Here is a 15,864-nt window from a genome sequence, read left to right on the forward strand (position 1 = left end):
CTCAAGAATAACTTACTCTGGTTCAATGCGAAGTTCACTTTTAACTGGACCATCTAGTTTTGCTTTTAAGCCCTTCCTACTTAACTTTGACCCCATATTTTTGCTTATTTTTCAGGTCTTGCGTATGAGCTCTTCTCATTTTTAAGTCAGCCATTTTAGTTGCCTTCCTTATTAATTTTGTCCCTTAAAAAAGAAACTTTTGCAAAAAATTTTTAGTTTCTTAACTAGTCCCTGAGATTGCTTCGTTAGTCTTTCGGCTTCCTTGCAGTGACAAAATGAACTTGTCATTACAAGCCCCGAAGCGGCCGAAGGAATCCTTATCGCTAGAGGACACTGTCTCCATGGCAATCTAAATCTTTCTCAGAATTTTGGTAAAGGCCTCTTAAATATGTAACCCTTATCCTAGATTTTGAAGAGCCATTTTTATATTTATCAATAATTTGTCACCAGAAAGAGACCTTTCCTTTTGTAAATTAGAACACAAGATTTCTCAGATTAAGGTTCAGGAATAGATGAAAGCTATTTAATTTCTACAATTTATGTCTTCCAGCGTTTTTCCAGAAAAGATACCAGTTTTTCAATGGCAGTTTTAACTCTGGGAGACATTTCGTAAGAAAATTCATCAAGCTTTTCGGCCTCTATTAAATAAGCCGTAAGTTTTTTGGGCATTTCTTCAGGAAAGGCCACGTACCCAACTTCAATTATGTGCCCTAAGGTCATGGCGTGGGTATTTACTGAAGAAACATGAGGGAGTCTTAAGTCCTCTCCACTTAGCTCTATAATTGTGCCTGGCTCCTTGCCCCACTGAGCGGCATCAATAATTATAGCTTCATCGTAACCTCTGATTTTATCCAAAACTTCAAGACCTGTGGTATAAAGTTCTTCAAGATCCCAGGGGCAGGACATTTCACGCAGGCGAGAAACTACTACCAACCCAGCTCTATCATCCTGTAAATAAGGATTACCAATGCCTATAAGAATTGTTTTTTTATTCATTTAGGAAACCCCGAGGCAACGATTGCTTACCCCGTCTTTAATTAAACAAACAAAAAAAGGAGGGCCAAAGGGCCCTCCTCAAAACTAATATTTTTAAAAAATTAGAAGTTTCTTAATTTCTGCTGGAGATTTCCTTCTTTATCGTAAACAAATATTTCAATGGGTGTGACACCTGGGCCAGCCGCATGCGTAGCACAGGCCAGGCACAAGTCAAAGGGACGAAAGGCCATTTCTACATAGTTCAAAATAGCCTCATCTACTTTGCCGTCTTTAATAAAATGCTTGGCTGCCCGACGAATAGCCGCGTTAATAGGCCCTTTGTTATGGGTAGTAGCTACTATTAAGTTAGCATTTGTTACGTAACCATTTTCGTCAGTCTGATAATGATGAATTAGGGTGCCGCGTGGAGCTTCAACAATACCCACACCTTCACCAGTAATGTTAAAGTCGTGGCGGCGGGTCTCAGGAGAGGTAATTTCAGGATCATTCGCTAACTCCACAATGCGCTCAGCCGCATGGAGAAGTTCAATGGCCCTAGCCCAGTGATAGGCCTGAATATAGTGTACAGGCCTTTCTTTAAAGGTGTCCCAGAACTTTTCATAGGCTTCCTGAGCCAAAGGAGTGCTAAAACCTTTGGCAACATTTATGCGTGGCAGAGGCCCTACCGCGTAAAGACTGGTTCCTTCACCATCGTCATAGCCCTTCCAGCCCATTTGCTTGAGATAAGGCATCTTCAGATAGCTCCAGGGAAGAACTCTTTCAGCAATGAAGTCTAAATATTGTTTACCAGTATAAGAACCAATCTCCTGGCCATCGTAAGAAATTATCTTTTGTACTTTTGGTTCATAGTATGAAGTCAGGATTCCATTCTCATCAACACCGGCCATATTATTTACCACTACTTTATACATATCGCCGGTGATGAGTTCCATATATTTTTCATTCTTAAGAACCACGTCTTCAAAGACCTGAAGAGTAAATTTACCGAGTTCAACCAGTTCTTTACCCCACTCAAGAATCTGCTGGCGTTCTTCCTCAGAAAGCTTCTTGGCCCAACCTCCAGGAAGAGCAGATACGGGATGGTTAGGTTTACCTCCCAAGAGTTCAAAAATTTTTACAGCATAGCCGCGTCTTTTAAGCACCTGACGCCCTACATCTACTCCAACTTTCTGAATGAGGCCTATCAAGTTACGCTCTGCCGGAGAAGCTTCAGGGCCAACTACATAGTCAGGAAGACCAAGGGCATAAAGGATAGCCGCGTGGTCTTCAACATAGTGAGCATTAAAATAAATCTCCCTGAGCTTTCTAGCCACTGGAGTAGGCTCAACCCCAAAAATCTGGTCCATAGCTTTCATGGAAGCAGTAAAATGTACCCCTCGGCATACTCCACATATAGTAGATACCGTACGCGGGACTTCTTCCATGGGCATGCCCTGGACAAACTTTTCATAGCCACGAAATTCAACTACCTGAAAAAAGGCGTTATCTACATTGCCATTATCATCAAGAAAAATGGCAATTTTTCCATGCCCCTCCAGACGGGTTATAGGTTCTATAGTTATCTTCTTCATCAAAAGTCCTCCTAAAGCTTATTTCTTAAGCAAACTAGCGGGAAAGGAATAACGATAAAAAAGTTGCACAAGGTTCGGATATTTCTCAAGCAACTGTTTTACCGCTTCGTCAGTCAACATAGTTCCCAGGGCACTAACGGCTTTGGCACCATAATCTTTAACACCGGGAAGCGGGCCACCACAACCACGACAGGGAATACCAACCCTGGTGCAAAGGGCTTTACAATCTCCCTGGGTCACTGGACCTAAACAAATATAACCCTGCTCAAGAAGGCACTTACCTTCTTCAGGAGCCCCTTCAAAAGTGCGTTTAACTTCTTTGGTCAATTCGCGTTTGCGCCCTTGAAGAGCAGGATTGCGCCCACAGAACTCACAGACGGACTTGCCACAGGTAATCCAGGAACCTTTAGGTGGAAGATTACCCTGAATAATAGCCGTAATTGCCTCTCCCACAAAGTCAGGGTGAGGTGGACAGCCTCCCATGAAATAGTCAACTTCCACCACCGAAGAAATGGGAGAAACCTTGTCTAAAAAGCGGGGAAGAGTTAGGTCATATTTACCCTCTTCTTTCCACTCTGGTTGAGGTAAAATCCCTTCAGGGTTATCTGTGCTGAATGTTTCTACATATCCCTGTTTCAAAAGGTCTTCGGCCTTAAAAAGATTGGCCATACCAGGGATACAACCTTCAGAAGCACAGCTTCCAAAGGCCACCAGCACTTTGGCTTTTTCACGCAAAACCTTGAGCATGTGTTCATGCTCATCAAGGCGTACCATACCATCTACCAGGGCCACATCTATAGCCCCTTCAGGCATAGCCTCTAAATCTTTATACTTGACGTCCGCCACGGTAGGTGCCCAAAAAACTACCTCAAGATGTTCAAGAGCGTCCAGCAATCTTTCAGAAAGGTCTACGATGGCCATTTCACAACCGGCACAGCCACCGGCCAACAAGACCCCTAATTTTATTTTGTTAGACATCGGAAGCCTCCTATTATTACTCAGACTTTGGTTTCAAAGGATTAGGGCCAAGCTTTTTAAGCTGTTCTGTAAACTCAGTAACTACTTCTGCTACCTTTTGACCCTCAGAACCAGAAATCCACTCTACTCTTACTCTTTCAGGTTCAAACCCCATATCTGCTAAAAGCTTTTTAAATAACTCAAAGCGGTTTTTAGCCTTATAATTACCAACCTGGTAATGGCAATCGCCGAGATGTCACCCACCAACCAGCACACCATCAGCCCCTCTGGCCAGGGCTTCAAGCACATGCTCTACTTCCACTCTGCCTGAACATGGCACCCGAATAAACTTAACTGTAGGCGGATATTTTAGCCGCATACTACCAGCCAGGTCTGCCGCGGCATAAGTACACCAATGACAGGCAAAACCAACAATATTAGGTGTAAATTCCATGGTTAACCCTCCTGTTTTTCTTTGAGACGCTCTTCGCTCTGGATACGAGCGATAATTTCTTCTCTAGGTATTTCGTTAATAGCTGCTACCTGCTTAGGATCAAACCCCATACATAAAGCTAGGAGCTGCGTATAGTAAAAAACAGGGATTTCAAAATCTATCTCGCCTCTGTCTCGCAAAATCTTCTGGCCACCGTCCATCTGAAGATAACAGGAAGAACAACCCACAACTATCATGTCAGCGTCAATTTCTTCTTTAATGGAAATAAGCTTTTCTTTGAGTAGGCCTAAAGATTTTTCCATATTGGTACTGCGCATTCCCCCCATGCCACAGCAGGCCTCAATACGGCTGTAATGAGGAACATCAGCCTCAAGCGCCTCACAGAGTTCTTTCAAAATAGTGGGGAAAAAGGGGTTAGGCTCTTTTATTGCCATTACTTTTGAAGGCCAAAGAGCGTGACAACCAACCTGAATAGCTATAGTTAATTGTTTTAGAGTATATTTTATTTTCTCGTTAATCTTTTCTGGCCCTACGAATTTATAAAGAGCATGTAATACGTGATAAACCTGCGACGTCCCTTTATACTCCCGATTAATAAGGGCTAATTTTTCTTGAACTGCTTTACGGTATTCCTCATCGTGTTCTATTATGTGTTTAGTTTCAGCAAGGATACCGAAACAGCTATTACACCCGGTAACAACATCAACATCTTTGGCCTCAGCAAGAGTTATATTCCTGGCAGAAACTGCCAGCCAGGTAGGAAGATCAAAAGAGGGTAAAGTCCCCCATGAAGGACAACAGCTAGCCCCTTCAAGGTCCACTAGATCAATACCTAACTCAGGCAAAGCCTTTCTAAATGACTGTTCAATATCTGGTAATTTCAAAGGAATATTACATCCTAAAAAAAGTCCCATAGTCTTCATGTATGGCCTCCTTAACTAAAATAACCCCAGTTCCATAATAGGACTGTTTTCAATGAGAGTTTGTATCTCCTTAAGAGCCTCAGGGTAACTGACGGCAGTAGGTGTCTCAGGTGGTAAACCTACCTTCTGCCTTGTCTCTTTATATGCTTCAGAAAATACGGCATGTCCTTTCATATAAAGGTTCATCTGGCTCTGCACCGCTGAGGTGGAGAAAGCAAGCTCCATAGCCTGGTAACGCCTGTAAGCAAAAACTATCTCAAAAGGCTTGACATTTCGCGGACAGATTTCCACACAGCGGTTACAGGCCTGACAGGCCCAAGTGGAGGAATCTTCTATCATCTCCTCCAAAAAACCCAGCTGAATCAAACGAATCAATTTTCTGGGATTCAAGGTAAAGTCAGCGAATGCCATGGGGCAGGTAGATTGACAGGCCCCACATTGAATACAACGGAGAACCCCATCTCCGCCCCGCTCCATAATAGTTTTAATCGCTAATTCGCGATCTTTTTCGTTTAATACCACAACGCCTTCATACATAATTGACCTCCTAAACCGGCATGGTTAAGGCCTCAACCTGGGCCTCAATTTGTTTATCAGTAAATCCGTGAAGCACTATTGCCTCCGACGGACAGGTGCTTGTGCAAACACCACAACCTTTACAGGCCGTAGGTGCTATCTTAGCCCTTGGACGGTCATTAACGAGTTCCAGAGAAATGGCGTTATAGGGACAAACCGCTACACACAAGCCGCAGCCACTACATTTCTCTTGATTTACTTCAGAAATAGTAGGCTCAATGACCACTTTGCCCCTAGCCAGAGGAACCGCGGCCACGGCCGCCGCTCCCTTGGCCTGAGAAACAGTATCAGGAATATCTTTCGGCCCCTGGCAACAACCAGCTAGATAAATGCCTTCAACAGCTGTTTCCACAGGCTTAAGTTTAGGGTGAAGCTCTTTAAAGAACCCTGAAGCATCTATAGTGAGACTTAAGGTAGAAGCTAACTTCTTAGCAGACTCTGGTACTTCCATAGCCGTAGCCAAGATAACCATATCTGCGTGAACTTCTACGTTTTTACCTAAACCAGCATCATAGGCCATTACCCGCAGACGCCCGTCAGGAAGGACTTCAATACCTCCTGGCTTGCCTCTAACAATATTGATCCCCATTTCAATAGCGGAAGTGTAGTATTCATCAAAGTCTTTACCAGGAGTTCTTACGTCCATGAAATGCATGTAAATTTCAATATCAGGATACTTGCTCTTGATGAGCTTAGCCTGCTTGATCAGATACATACAGCATACGCGAGAACAGTAAGAATGATAGCGCACATCTCTTGAGCCCACACAGGAAATAAAAGAGATGACTTTTGGTTTCTGGTTGGTGGAAGGTCTTACAAGCTTACCACCTGTTGGCCCAGTGGCAGATAACAAGCGCTCAAACTGAAGGGCCGTCATCACATCAGGGTGATGCGGTGCATATTCCTTAAACCAGTCTTTTTCCATAACCTTGAAGCCTGTAGCCACTACAATGGTTCCCACATCAAGTTCCACAATCTCTCCGTTAGGATCAAGATTGAGGCTACGGTTTACAGCCCCTGTTCCACAGGCCCTTTCACACGGAGCAAGTATTGGCTTCCCGGTGCGTTTGCTAATTTTGGGCTCAGTTCCAAATTTGCGTCCGGCACAGTTAATGCAGTTATCAATGTCAATAACCGCTTTCTTGGGCACAGCCTGAGGGAACTGGATATAAATGGCCGGGCGATGGTCAAGGCCGGCGTTAAACTCGTTTGGCACTTTTACCGGGCACTTTTCCATACATTCACCGCAACCCGTGCACTTCGTCCAGTCAACCCAGGTCTGTTTTTTGCGGACTTTGACTTTGAAATTTCCGACAAATCCTTCCACACTTTCTACTTCGGAGTAGGTGAGAAGTTCTATATTGGGGTTGGTGCTAACCTGCACCATAGCGGGCGTGAGTATTCACGCCGAGCAATCATTGGTGGGAAAGGTCTTGTCAAGCTGGGCCATAACCCCACCAATAGACGGTTCTTTTTCCACGAGATAGACTTTGTAGCCCATGTTAGCAAGCTCAAGAGAAGAAAAGATCCCAGCTACTCCGCCCCCAATAACCATAGCCGTCTTATTTACGCCGACTTCTATCTCCTCCAGTGGTTCTGCGTAAAGGACTTTAGCTACCGCACTGGCTACCAGTTGTTTGGCCTTCTTGGTAGCACCTTCCTTATCAAAAGCATGTACCCAGGAATCTTGGTCACGAATGTTGGCCATTTCAATGAGATACTTATTTAAACCGGCGTCTTCCAAGGCCTTACGAAAGATGGGCTCGTGGGTACGCGGTGTACAGGCAGCCACTACCACCCGATCCACCAGACCTTTGCGGATATCTTCTTTAATCATCTCCTGACCGGGGTCAGAACACATAAAAAGATTAGTACGAGCTACCGTTACCCCGGGTAGCTTTTCCGCAAACGCCCTTACTTCTTCACAATCAACAACTCCGGCGATGTTCTCGCCACAATAGCATACATAAACCCCAACCTTTGGCATACTTATCCTCCTTAAAGGCCCTTATTATCCGTTGCCTAAACATTTCTTTTTGTTTTCATTAGCTTTTTCTTTTTTGGCCTCACTAGCCTTTTTGACTATGTCAAGTACCTTGTCTATAAGTTTAGGATCTTCTTCCAAAGGAAATTCTTCTATAGTCTTACGGCGAGCATCAGCAAAAGCACCTCGTGCCTTTGGTGTTCTAATGATAACTGAAGTCCAGCCATCTGGAGCGCCAATACCTCCAAAAGATATATCAGCAAACTCAGCTGAATAATCTTCACAGAACTTACAGGCAGGTCTTTTTAGGTCTTCTAGCTCAGAAAGAGGAATACGCTTAACTTCTCCGTTCTGAAGGGTAATAATCAGGGCGTCTTTTATGTTTATTTTGGCAATTTCATCCCACTTAAACCCGCCAAGCTCTTCAATTTTTTTACGCCCAGCTTCGTCAAAATTAAAATGCCCAGAACAGAAAAGCCCTAGAAGAAGATAAAAAGTCTCTGAAGGAGAAATATTGAAATATTGCATCTTTCGCAGGGTATGAATTTGACAGGGAGTTCCCACAATGGCTACCCTTCTAAGTTTTTCCACCATAGCTGGGCGCATGGCCTCAAAAGAAGGAGCAAAGGTAGAATAGGTCTCACTTAAGCTTTGTAATCCTGCAGAAACATCATGATAAAAACCCGCCGACTCGATGACTTCCTCTGGCGAAGTAACCAGGGTAGGTACCACCTGGAAAGGACTTATCCTTTTAGCCACTACCGCTCCATCAATCATGCCCTTCTTAAAAAGATGGACCAGCAGAGCTGTAACCACTCCACCGTCAGTTGCCCGCTGGCGAATCTCAGGACTAATGGCCCTAGCAACCTCTACCCCCAATACCGGCCCAGCAGGCGGCTCCCAGCCAACAGCCTTCATAAAGGCCTCTTCTTCATAGGCCGCCTCAGGACAAACCATATAACAAACACCACACTCAATACACTTCTCTACATCCTTATACTGAGGATACCCCTCCTCATTAAAACCAAGAGCGCCGTAGTTCACGGCGGTACAAACTGACACACAACCACCACACCTGTGACACAAACCTTTCTGTATTACTTCTTGCTGAAGATCGGCAAAAGTCTTCATAGGACACTCCTATTAGCAAAAGTAAATTATTCTTTTAGGCGCAATATATTATTTAAGTTTTTTTGTCAACTAAACATTTCTGAAGAAAATAATAAATCATCTTGACTTAAAGCCTTTAGTAAAGTTCCCAACCTTACCTTGATGTAAGAGCCCTCTTTGCTCAGAACAAGGTAAAGCCCTAAGGAATAATGTTACTATAATTGGCTGTGCAAAAGAAACAAATCAAAAATTTATATTTAAAAAAGCTATTAATTTAAGACTATTGAAGCTTATTTATGGCAGAAAGCTTATCAAAGATTTCTTAACATAAAGCCCGCAGCCCCAGACTTTGCCTTCACACCTGAGAATAACATAGCCTTCTTCTACTTCCGCCGAAAATGGTATTTTTCTTTCCCGGCGCAGGCGGTCAAGTTCAGCTGGAGAAAGGTCTATAATATTTTTTTGGGCTAAATGGCCAAAACGCTGAAGGGCCGTTGAGGTGGGCTTCAGCCAGTGGGAAACTCGCCTGGTAAAAAGAAGACCAACGGTTTGAACCTTTAAACCCTGTAGGGGCTTGATATCTGGTAGTTCTACAAATAGCCAGTAATTTTTGGAAGTAGAAAGCAGCAAATACCCTTCAAAGGCCTCTTTGGGAATGCCAAAGCGTTCCTCCCAGAAAGAAAGAACCTCGTCTCTTTCTTCAAAGGATGTAACCCTTGGCCACTTGGCCTCTTTGTGAATCTTTTTAACGCGCTTCTTTTTTCTGGGCATTTACATCAACCTCTTTATCTTGGCTACAAAGAAGCCTACGGATTGGGTCTCATGAGGATAAAATCTCCTGGCGTTAGCAAGCCCGGGATGAAGTATTTTCCCTTCCCATTCGGTTATCCCGGGGTGACATGGTAAAGGATATTCACAGAGCAAAATCTCTGCCTGCCGCTTTCGTAAGAGATAATCCACCACCAGTTCATTTTCCTCGGGATTAAAGGTACAGGTAGAATAAACCACAATGCCACCCACCTTCACCAGGTCAAAAGCCCTTACCAATAGCCCTTTCTGAATGGCTGGAAGATTGGTATGGCCTTCTTTCTGATAAAGAAGCTCTCCTTCATAGCCCTGGCGGTAACGACCTTCACCAGAACAGGGGGCATCTACCAGGACCTTATCAAAAGGTATCCCAAAGGGAAAAGTTTCTCCACGATATAAAGTTGTCGCTACGGAAGCCACGCCCAGGCGCTTTAAATTGGCCACCAGGGCCGTAAGGCGGTCAAGACGCCGATCATTGGCCACGATAACAGCCTTATCTTGTGATGCCTGAGCCATCTGGGTAGTCTTGCTGCCAGGGGCAGCGCAAAGGTCAAGAATATATTCCCCTGGCCTGGGTTCAAGGGCTATCACTGGCAACGCACTGCTGGTGGTCATGGGGTAAATGTAGCCAAGGTAATATTCTTCGGTGCTTCCCAGGGGAAAATCTCGCGGCTCAACCCTATAAAACCGAGGAAGCCCTGAAACTAGCTCCGCCTTAACTCCCTGACGGGCTAATCCCTTAAGGACTATCTCAGGGTCCGGACATTTTAATTCGTTTAAGCGAAAGTAAAGAGGCAGGGGTTCTTTTAAATGTTCTAAAAACCTTTCAAAATCAGGAATAATATCGCGATAACGTTCAAAATAAGCTGGGGCTTCCGAAAGTTTTAGCATTTTTCGTGTCCGTTTCTTACGAGACGAAAAAGTTCCTGGTGGGAATCAAGAATAATATCAGCTTCCTTGAGATGTTCTTTTGGCAAAGTGGTGGTTAAAGCCACACACAAAAGCCCCGCTCCTTTGGCACTTTTTATACCTGCCGGAGCATTTTCTACAGCGGTGGCCTCGTGAGTTTTAACTCCTAGTGCCTTTTGGGCCAGAAGATAAGGCTCTGGATGAGGTTTCCGCCGGCTAACCTGATCTCCAGTGAGAATAAAATGAAAAAGCCTGATAAGTTTTTCCGGAAGAATTTCTTTTAATATTTCGTAATGAGAGCTGGTAACAAGGGCTAGCCTTCGGCCTTCACTCCTCAAGTCTGAAAGAAGGTCAGGAATTTCTGGAAAGGGCTTAACAAAGGCCTGGTATTTTTTACGAAAAAGCTCTCGTTGCCGTTTAAGTACCGCCTCAAAAAGCTCTTGGGTGGGAGTTACCCCCTGGTCTTCAAAAATCTTGCGTGAAGTCTCGGCTTCAATGGCGCCTTCGTGAAGATAAAGGGCCTCCTCTGGCACATTTAAGCCAAATTCACGAAAGGCCTCCTGCCAGGCCCGCACATGCCAGGGCATGCTATCAAGCACCACCCCGTCCATATCAAACAAAATCCCTTCTTTATCCTTAAGGGTGTTCATTTAAAGCCCCAAACGCTTTCTAACTTCCTTTTCTTCAAGGCCTTCAACATAGACTTTTTTATGTCTAGAGGTAAGGCCGGCTACTAACTTCACATCTTTTTTAGGTATAGCCAGTTTTTTGGCCAGAAAAGATATTAAAGCTTGATTGGCCTTTCCGTCAACAGGAGGAGATTTGACTTTTATTTTTAAAAAACCCTGATAAAGACCGACGATTTCCTCTTTTTTGGCTTTAGGCTGGAGATATACTTCAAGTAAAAGGCCTTTGCCATGTTTTTTTAGCATCTAATCCTTAAAAGAACGCTCAAGATATTCTTCCCAGGTCTTTAAAAAAGTTTTCAATTCTATTAGCATTTTCTCTTTTTCGTTTTTTAGGGTCTCTATTTCAAGGAGAATCTCGTCTCGTTTGTTTTGGGCTTCTTTAATAATACGGTCTGCTTCTTCACGGGCTTCAAGCATAAAGGCTTTGGCCTCAGCTTCAGCTTCTTTTTTAATGCTTTCGGCCAGGCTTTCCGCTTTAAGCAGGGCTTCTTTGATGAGCTTTTCCTCGCGCCTAAGTTCTTCTAATTCTTTTTCAAGTTTGGCTACTTTATCTTTCAAAGAGTTATTTTCACGCTGGAGTTCTTTAAGGGCCTCGGCTATTTCCTCAAGAAATTCATCTACTTCGCCTTTGTTATAACCAAAAAGAGAGCTTGAAAAACTTTTATCCTGAATATCAAGTGGTGTTATACTCATAAAATCACCTCAAAGAATAGGAAAGGTCATAAAGCACTGGCACTAAAAATTGCTGTAAAAAGATAATTATCAAAATAGCCACCAGCGGTGAAAGGTCTATACCTCCCATAGGTGGCACAAACCTTCTAATACGTGAAAGCACAGGCTCAGTAATCCCATAAAGAAATCTTACAATAGGGTTATAAGGATCCGGGTTTACCCAGGAAAGCAACGCCCTGATGATTATTATCCACATATAAATGTTTAAGGATATATCAAGAACTGTGGCCAGGGCCTTCAAAAAATGTGACAGGACAAACATTTACTCACCTCCATTCTAAAGTCCGCCTCGCCCGAAGGGACAAACCGGATAGCGGCACTCTTTACACCCTAAACAAAAACCACCGTGACCCAGTTTGGCCATATCTTCTCGGCCTAATTTTTCACCGCATATCACCCTTGGTAAAACCAGGTCAAGGACCGTTACCTTAAAATACATACCACAGGCCGGAATTCCAAGAATAGGCACCTCGCCCTTGTAAGCCACCAGAAACATGGCCCCAGGTAAAACCGGACTTCCGTAAACCAGAGAATCAACACCTACGTTAGCAATGGCCTTTGGGGTAACATCATCAGGGTCAACGGACATACCCCCGGTTACCAGCACCATCTCCGCTCCAGCAGAAATAACCTCTGAAATAGCCCTGGTAATAACTTCACTATTGTCTGGACAAAAGCGCGGGCCGATAATTTCCAAGCCGTAACTTTTGAGCTTGGGAGAAAGAGCCGGGAAAAAGGCATCTTCCACCCGGCCGTAATAAACTTCGTTTCCAGTAATCACCAGGCCCACTTTATTTATAACGGGCTTTTTAATGTAAAGAACCTTGTTGGAAGAGCATATTTTTTCTACTTCGTCTAAAAGGGGATCCTTTACCACCAGAGGAATAGCCCGGCCAGCAGCCACCGCCTCACCCTTTTTCACCATAAAGTTTGAATGCCTGGTGGAAAGCATTATTTCTCCAAGAAGATTAAGCTGATAAAGGGCCTCTGTGTTTACCTTAAACAACCCCTGGTAAGCAGCCCTAAGAACCACTTTTCCTTCTTTTATGTTCGGATCGTATTCAATACCCTCTCCAGCTACAGCCTTAGCTAATCTTAAAGCCGCTTCGTCTTCGTGTATCTCGTCAGGTTCAAGTTCAAGTACATAGATATGGTCCTTGCCCATGCGTTTAAGACGGGGTACATCTTCTTCACGAATCACATGCCCCTTTTTAAAGGCAGGCCCCTTAGACTTGCCAGGGATGATTTCGGTAAGGTCGTGGGGAATTATCATCCCCACGGCCTTTTCCACCGGAACGGTTCTCGCTTTCATTGGGTAAAACCTTTCTTGCGAGCCTTATGGTCGTAAGCTTCAATTATACGTTGCACCAGGGGATGACGCACCACGTCCTGCTTGTCAAAAAATACAAAGGCTATGCCTTCAATCCCTTGAAGGATCTCCACGGCCTCTACCAGGCCGCTCTTACGGGCATCAGGGAGGTCTATTTGGGTAATGTCTCCAGTAATTACCGCCCTTGAACTAAAACCCAAACGAGTGAGGAACATTTTCATTTGTTCTGAGGTTGTATTCTGGGCTTCGTCAAGGATAATAAAGGCTTCATTTAAAGTGCGGCCACGCATAAAGGCAAGCGGCGCTACTTCAATAGCCCCCTTTTGAATAAGGCGGGAAGCCTTGTCATAAGGAAGCATGTCATAAAGGGCGTCGTAAAGGGGACGCAAATACGGGTTTACCTTTTCTACCATATCACCAGGCAAAAAACCGAGTTTTTCACCTGCTTCTACCGCCGGACGCACTAATACGATACGTTGTATATCTCCACGCATAAAGTAAGAAATAGCCATAGCCATGGCCAGATAAGTTTTTCCAGTTCCTGCTGGCCCCACCCCAAAGACAATGTCATGGTTTCTTATAGCATCAATATAAACCTTCTGGTTCAAAGTCTTGGGGGTTATAACCTTGCGACCTGAGCTTACAAATACCGTCTCAAGGAAAATATCTTTCAAATTAGCCAGAGGATTCTGGCTGATAATACGCGTGGCGTATTCTACGTCGCTGGGATAAAGGGTGTAGCCCGCCTTAAGCAGGCTATAAAGTTGCTCACAGGTACGGTCTGCCAGCTCGGTGTCCAGGCGTTCGCCAGTAATGTGCATTTCATTACCGCGCACCTGGATGTGCACGTTAAAAGCCCGTTCAATGGTTTTTAAATGGGCCCCTTTTTCGCCGTAGAGCCAGCGGGCTAAAGCATTGTCTTCAAAAGTGCGCTGTAAAGTAATTATTTCTGGTGTTGCCATCTTTTCTTTCATTGCCTTCATTTTTCTTCTAAATTTTTGATTAAATCTTGTTTTTTCATAAGTATAACCATTTTTTAAGCTTTACCCAAGGGGTTAAACTCTAAGACCGCTTTTTTGTCTTTCAAGTTCTTCAAGGCGCCTGTTATAAAAAGAAATCACTTCGCGTCGACTGAGCATACCCAAAAACTTGCCATGGTCATTATCAGACACAACTGGCAGGGCATCTATATTTCTTATAGTAAATTTCTGAAAGGCCGAATGAATATCTTCTGACGGCCTGGTGGTAATCACCTTTTTACGCGCCACGTCTTTTATTTTTAAAAAATCCCATACTTCTGGGTGTTTCAAAATTTCCCGAATATCATTTATGGAAAAAATCCCACTTAGTTTACCTTCTTTATTTACCACAGGGAAATAATGTTGCTCGGTTTCATAGAAAAATTTAACAAAATCTTTAAAAGCCATATCCTCTGGAAGGATTACCCACTTTTTACGAGAAGGGTCAAAAATATCTTTAACTTTTATGCCCATCAAAATATCCAGGAAAAATTCACCTCGGTGCGCAGGAGAATCAAATTTGGTGGGAACTTGCCACTCGTAAAGACTTTGATATTTAAAAGCACCGGCTAAAAATTTTTGCACGAAATAAGAAAGAACCACCGAAAGGGCCGCTGCCCCAAGCATATGGAAGGCACCGGTCATTTCAATAACCATGAAAAGCGTGGCAAGGGGCACCCGAGCAGCTGCTCCAAAAACAGAAAGCATTCCCACCACTACAAAAGGCCCCGGCGGTTGCTGAAAAAAATAAGCTAATATCCCGCCCAGCATGGCCCCTATGAAAAGGCTCGGGGCAAAAACCCCACCTGAACCGCCAGAACCAACAGTTAGCCCCAAAGCTATCATCTTCAAAAAAATAAGAAGTAACATAAGGTGAAAAGGCAGATTTCCATCAAGGGCGGCCTGGATCCAGGGATAACCACCCCCAAGAATCTGGGGAAAATAAACAGCAAGAAGCCCTACTACCAATCCTCCCAGGGCAGGTTTTAAAAACTGCGGCACATTAAGCACCTTAAAAAAATCTCGTAAGCGATAAAAAACTTCTGGCAAAATGGCTGCTACCAGGCCAGCACATATCCCAAGACTGGCGAAAAAGAGATACTGGTCCCATTGGGTAATAGGAATTTCATGCACTTTAAAAAGGGGCTCCCAGCCAACCACTATACCGTTTAACACGTAGCCAGTTACAGAGGCCAGAAGGCAAAACAAAACAGCGTGGCTCTCAATATCCATTTCGCTATATAGCACACTTATAGCAAACATAGCGGCCCCTATGGGTGAACGAAAAACCGCCCCCAGACCTGCAGCCATGCCTATAAGAAGGAGAAGCCTTCTTTCAGTGATAGACCTTTTAGTGAGCTTAGCGTAAATAGAACCAATACCGGCACTAATCTGAACCACTGGCCCTTCGCGTCCGGCTGAACCTCCAGAACCGATAGTTATAGCTGATGCCAGCATTTTTACAAAAGGAACCCTCAGCCTGATATAGCCGTCTTCAAAGTGATAGGCCTTAATAGCGGCGTCTGTGCCGTGGCCTTCAGCCTCTGGAGCCAGGGTGTAAACAATAAGTCCAGATAATAAGCCACCTATAGTGGTGCTAACAGGGATTAAAAAACGGGCTGTTTCAGAGAGAGGCTTACCGGGCTCATAACCTACGAAAGTTTCTAAAAAGAAATGATAGGAATAATCCACCATAAAAGTGAAGACCTGAGCAGCTAAAAAGCCAACAAAGCCCAAAAAAATAGCATCAATAAATAAACGGGTATGTTCTCTTTTCACTTAGCCTTCTTCTGCCTGTCTCTTAAGT

General features: G+C 44.1%; 17 protein-coding genes. All 17 read right to left on the reverse strand.

All coding sequences use genetic code 11. The features are described 5' to 3' along the window. Positions 1-537: 537 nt before the first annotated feature. The gene (locus TH606_RS09905; protein ID WP_068543508.1) at positions 538-996 is read right to left on the reverse strand and encodes a hydrogenase maturation protease; all 459 of its coding nucleotides are present in this window, start codon (positions 994-996) and stop codon (positions 538-540) included. A gap of 101 nt (positions 997-1,097) precedes the next feature. Continuing rightward, on the reverse strand, positions 1,098-2,567 hold the full coding sequence (locus TH606_RS09910; protein WP_068543511.1) for a Ni/Fe hydrogenase subunit alpha: 1,470 nt from the start codon (positions 2,565-2,567) through the stop codon (positions 1,098-1,100). A gap of 18 nt (positions 2,568-2,585) precedes the next feature. After that, on the reverse strand, positions 2,586-3,545 hold the full coding sequence (locus TH606_RS09915; RefSeq protein ID WP_068543514.1) for an NADH-quinone oxidoreductase subunit B family protein: 960 nt from the start codon (positions 3,543-3,545) through the stop codon (positions 2,586-2,588). A gap of 16 nt (positions 3,546-3,561) precedes the next feature. Further along, on the reverse strand, positions 3,562-3,978 hold the full coding sequence (locus TH606_RS09920) for a hydrogenase iron-sulfur subunit (protein WP_157627912.1): 417 nt from the start codon (positions 3,976-3,978) through the stop codon (positions 3,562-3,564). Positions 3,979-3,980: 2 nt separating this feature from the next. After that, complete coding sequence (locus tag TH606_RS09925; RefSeq protein ID WP_068543517.1) at positions 3,981-4,901, reverse strand: CoB--CoM heterodisulfide reductase iron-sulfur subunit B family protein; 921 nt, start codon at positions 4,899-4,901, stop codon at positions 3,981-3,983. Positions 4,902-4,916: 15 nt separating this feature from the next. After that, complete coding sequence (locus TH606_RS09930; protein ID WP_068543520.1) at positions 4,917-5,438, reverse strand: 4Fe-4S dicluster domain-containing protein; 522 nt, start codon at positions 5,436-5,438, stop codon at positions 4,917-4,919. A gap of 10 nt (positions 5,439-5,448) precedes the next feature. After that, positions 5,449-7,464: a CoB--CoM heterodisulfide reductase iron-sulfur subunit A family protein gene (locus tag TH606_RS09935; protein WP_082863615.1), complete on the reverse strand. Its 2,016-nt coding sequence runs from the start codon at positions 7,462-7,464 to the stop codon at positions 5,449-5,451. A gap of 24 nt (positions 7,465-7,488) precedes the next feature. Continuing rightward, complete coding sequence (locus TH606_RS09940; protein ID WP_068543523.1) at positions 7,489-8,592, reverse strand: Coenzyme F420 hydrogenase/dehydrogenase, beta subunit C-terminal domain; 1,104 nt, start codon at positions 8,590-8,592, stop codon at positions 7,489-7,491. Between the two features lie 273 nt (positions 8,593-8,865). Then, positions 8,866-9,342, reverse strand: a complete 477-nt coding sequence (locus TH606_RS09945) for a hypothetical protein (protein WP_068543526.1) — start codon at positions 9,340-9,342, stop codon at positions 8,866-8,868. After that, positions 9,343-10,269 (reverse strand): NOL1/NOP2/sun family putative RNA methylase, encoded by a 927-nt coding sequence (locus TH606_RS09950; protein ID WP_068543529.1) that lies wholly within the window; start codon positions 10,267-10,269, stop codon positions 9,343-9,345. Beyond that, positions 10,263-10,937 carry an HAD family hydrolase gene (locus TH606_RS09955; protein WP_068543532.1) on the reverse strand — a complete coding sequence of 225 codons (675 nt, stop codon included), beginning with the start codon at positions 10,935-10,937 and terminating at the stop codon, positions 10,263-10,265. Before TH606_RS09955 ends, TH606_RS09950 begins: the two co-directional genes overlap by 7 nt. Beyond that, complete coding sequence (locus TH606_RS09960) at positions 10,938-11,219, reverse strand: DUF167 domain-containing protein (protein WP_068543536.1); 282 nt, start codon at positions 11,217-11,219, stop codon at positions 10,938-10,940. After that, positions 11,220-11,669: a DivIVA domain-containing protein gene (locus tag TH606_RS09965; protein WP_068543539.1), complete on the reverse strand. Its 450-nt coding sequence runs from the start codon at positions 11,667-11,669 to the stop codon at positions 11,220-11,222. Positions 11,670-11,673: 4 nt separating this feature from the next. After that, entirely contained in the window at positions 11,674-11,970 is a 297-nt protein-coding gene (locus TH606_RS09970) for a YggT family protein (RefSeq protein WP_068543542.1), read from the reverse strand. A 15-nt stretch (positions 11,971-11,985) separates the two neighbouring features. Continuing rightward, on the reverse strand, positions 11,986-13,020 hold the full coding sequence (locus TH606_RS09975) for a molybdopterin-binding protein (protein ID WP_068543545.1): 1,035 nt from the start codon (positions 13,018-13,020) through the stop codon (positions 11,986-11,988). Further along, a complete protein-coding gene (locus TH606_RS09980) occupies positions 13,017-14,021 on the reverse strand; it encodes a PhoH family protein (RefSeq protein ID WP_068543548.1) in 1,005 nt (334 codons plus the stop codon). The genes TH606_RS09975 and TH606_RS09980 overlap by 4 nt, the downstream gene beginning before the upstream one ends. A gap of 72 nt (positions 14,022-14,093) precedes the next feature. Then, positions 14,094-15,836 carry a chloride channel protein gene (locus TH606_RS09985; RefSeq protein WP_068543550.1) on the reverse strand — a complete coding sequence of 581 codons (1,743 nt, stop codon included), beginning with the start codon at positions 15,834-15,836 and terminating at the stop codon, positions 14,094-14,096. Positions 15,837-15,864 lie beyond the last annotated feature (28 nt).

It is taken from the genome of Thermodesulfatator autotrophicus (assembly GCF_001642325.1).
Lineage (GTDB): Bacteria > Desulfobacterota > Thermodesulfobacteria > Thermodesulfobacteriales > Thermodesulfatatoraceae > Thermodesulfatator > Thermodesulfatator autotrophicus.